Source organism: Nitrosomonas communis, assembly GCF_024102715.1.
Lineage (GTDB): Bacteria > Pseudomonadota > Gammaproteobacteria > Burkholderiales > Nitrosomonadaceae > Nitrosomonas > Nitrosomonas communis_B.
The window spans coordinates 1-1,843 of the sequence record NZ_JAGFJM010000001.1; the positions used below are offsets into that span (position 1 = coordinate 1).

At 46.3% G+C, this 1,843-nt stretch carries 3 protein-coding genes and 1 tRNA gene; 3 read left to right on the forward strand and 1 reads right to left on the reverse strand.

Going from position 1 to position 1,843, the window contains the following annotated elements; translation table 11 throughout:
• The first annotated feature begins 49 nt into the window (after nucleotides 1-49).
• The 3 genes from J5I83_RS00005 to J5I83_RS00015 are packed head-to-tail and all read left to right on the forward strand — an operon-like array spanning nucleotide 50 to nucleotide 1,749.
• Entirely contained in the window at nucleotides 50-478 is a 429-nt protein-coding gene (locus tag J5I83_RS00005; RefSeq protein WP_304052278.1) for a conjugal transfer protein TraM, read from the forward strand.
• A gap of 27 nt (nucleotides 479-505) precedes the next feature.
• Nucleotides 506-835 (forward strand): helix-turn-helix domain-containing protein, encoded by a 330-nt coding sequence (locus J5I83_RS00010; protein ID WP_107789468.1) that lies wholly within the window; start codon nucleotides 506-508, stop codon nucleotides 833-835.
• Nucleotides 745-1,749, forward strand: a complete 1,005-nt coding sequence (locus J5I83_RS00015; RefSeq protein ID WP_275587397.1) for a site-specific integrase — start codon at nucleotides 745-747, stop codon at nucleotides 1,747-1,749. The genes J5I83_RS00010 and J5I83_RS00015 overlap by 91 nt, the downstream gene beginning before the upstream one ends.
• 13 nt (nucleotides 1,750-1,762) lie before the next feature.
• Here J5I83_RS00015 and J5I83_RS00020 read toward each other — a convergent pair.
• Nucleotides 1,763-1,839: transfer RNA gene (locus tag J5I83_RS00020), tRNA-Ile, on the reverse strand.
• Between the last annotated feature and the right edge of the window lie 4 nt (nucleotides 1,840-1,843).

Genomic DNA, 1,843 nt, shown 5'->3' on the forward strand with positions numbered 1-1,843 from the left:
TACGCAGACAGCTGTTTACCACTCTTGAAAACGTGTCCGCGGTTTTGTCATGAACAACGACAAACTGGATGCATTGATCAAACGGATCGCATCAGAACATAGCATCGTTCTGACCAAAGATGATCCGATTTTGATGATGCATACGCTCAATGAGGTATTGCTGGAACAGAATGAAAAAGCGCATGCTGAATTGCTGCACAAATACGAAGCCATTCTGCAGGAAAGTTTCAACCAATGGCAAACAGTCGCCAGCAAAAAAGCCAATGCACTGATCAGCGCACAACAAAACAATATCAGCAAAAGCAACGATCAGCCAATAGATCAGAGCATGCAATTAATCAGCGAAAAAGTCAAAATCGCAATCAATCATGAGATCCGTGATCTGACCCGAATTTCCAGGCAGGCGGCCATTATGAATTTACTGGCCGCCGTTCTGGTGCTGATTTCAGTGGTGATTGTTTCGCTTATGCTGTTATAGCAATTTTTACCAAAGGTTGAATGGCTTATGAAAACCTTGACCCTGACTGAAGCGGCCCAGTTTCTGAAACTGCACCCCGAGGAAGTGCGCCGACGCGCCAAAGCGGGAATCATTCCCGGTGCCAAATTAGGAAAACGCTGGGCTTTTATCGAAGATGACCTTGCCGATCATATCCGCTCGTTATATGCTTCTACTCGGCAAGCGTTGCAAGTGGGACATGAGGAGAAAAAATTATGTCACTCTTTAAACGCGGTAAAACGTGGTGGATTCGATTCACCGCACCAAGCGGCGAGCGCATTAGACGCTCTGCTGCAACAGAAGACAAAACCCAGGCGCAGGAATTCCACGACAAGCTGAAAGCGGAATTATGGCTGGTTCAAAGACTGGGCAATAAGCAAAAGCGCACTTGGGATGAAGCAGCGTGCAAGTTTTTGTTGGAAACTCAACATAAAGCAACGCATGAGCGCGACAAAGAAAAATTGCGGTGGTTACAGCAATTTTTACGTAATAGGCTATTGAATGAAATAGATCGCATGCTGATTGATCATATTGCACATACTAAGGCTAAAGAGACCAGCCCATCAACGGCGAATCGGCATCTGGCATTAATACGTGCAATTCTTCGCAAGGCATGCCACGACTGGGAATGGATCGACAAGGTTCCTAAAATCAGATTATTTCCGGAACCCAAACGTCGGGTGCGCTGGCTAACGCCAGATCAGGTGAGGGTGCTTCTCACTGAATTACCCGCTCATCAGCAGGATATGGTGATTTTTGCTTTGGCGACCGGATTAAGGCAGTCCAATGTTTTGAATTTAGAATGGGGCCAAGTTAATCTTGAACGCAGGGCAGCATGGATACATCCTGATCAGGCGAAGGCAAGAAAAGCGATCCATGTTCCGCTAAATTCAATAGCTTTGGCTGTTTTATATCGTCAAATTGGGAAACATCCAAGCAAAGTATTCACTTACAAAGGGCGCTCAATTTCATGGGCAAATACCAGCGCATGGAGAAATGCTTTAAAACGAGCCGGAATTGAAAATTTCCGCTGGCACGATTTGCGTCACACCTGGGCAAGCTGGCTAGCCCAGCAGGGTGCACCAATGAATGTATTACAGGAACTCGGTGGCTGGGAGTCGGAAGAAATGGTCAGACGATATGCTCACCTATCAAAACCTCAGCTTTTGGAACATGCCGAACTCGTCTCTAACGTTTTTATTGACACAAATCTGGCACACCCCAATAAAAAAGAGACTAGAGAAAACCCCTAATCTCTTGATTTTATGGTGGGTCTGGCTGGACTCGAACCAGCGACCAAGGGATTATGAGTCCCCTGCTCTAACCAACTGAGCTACAGACCCATAC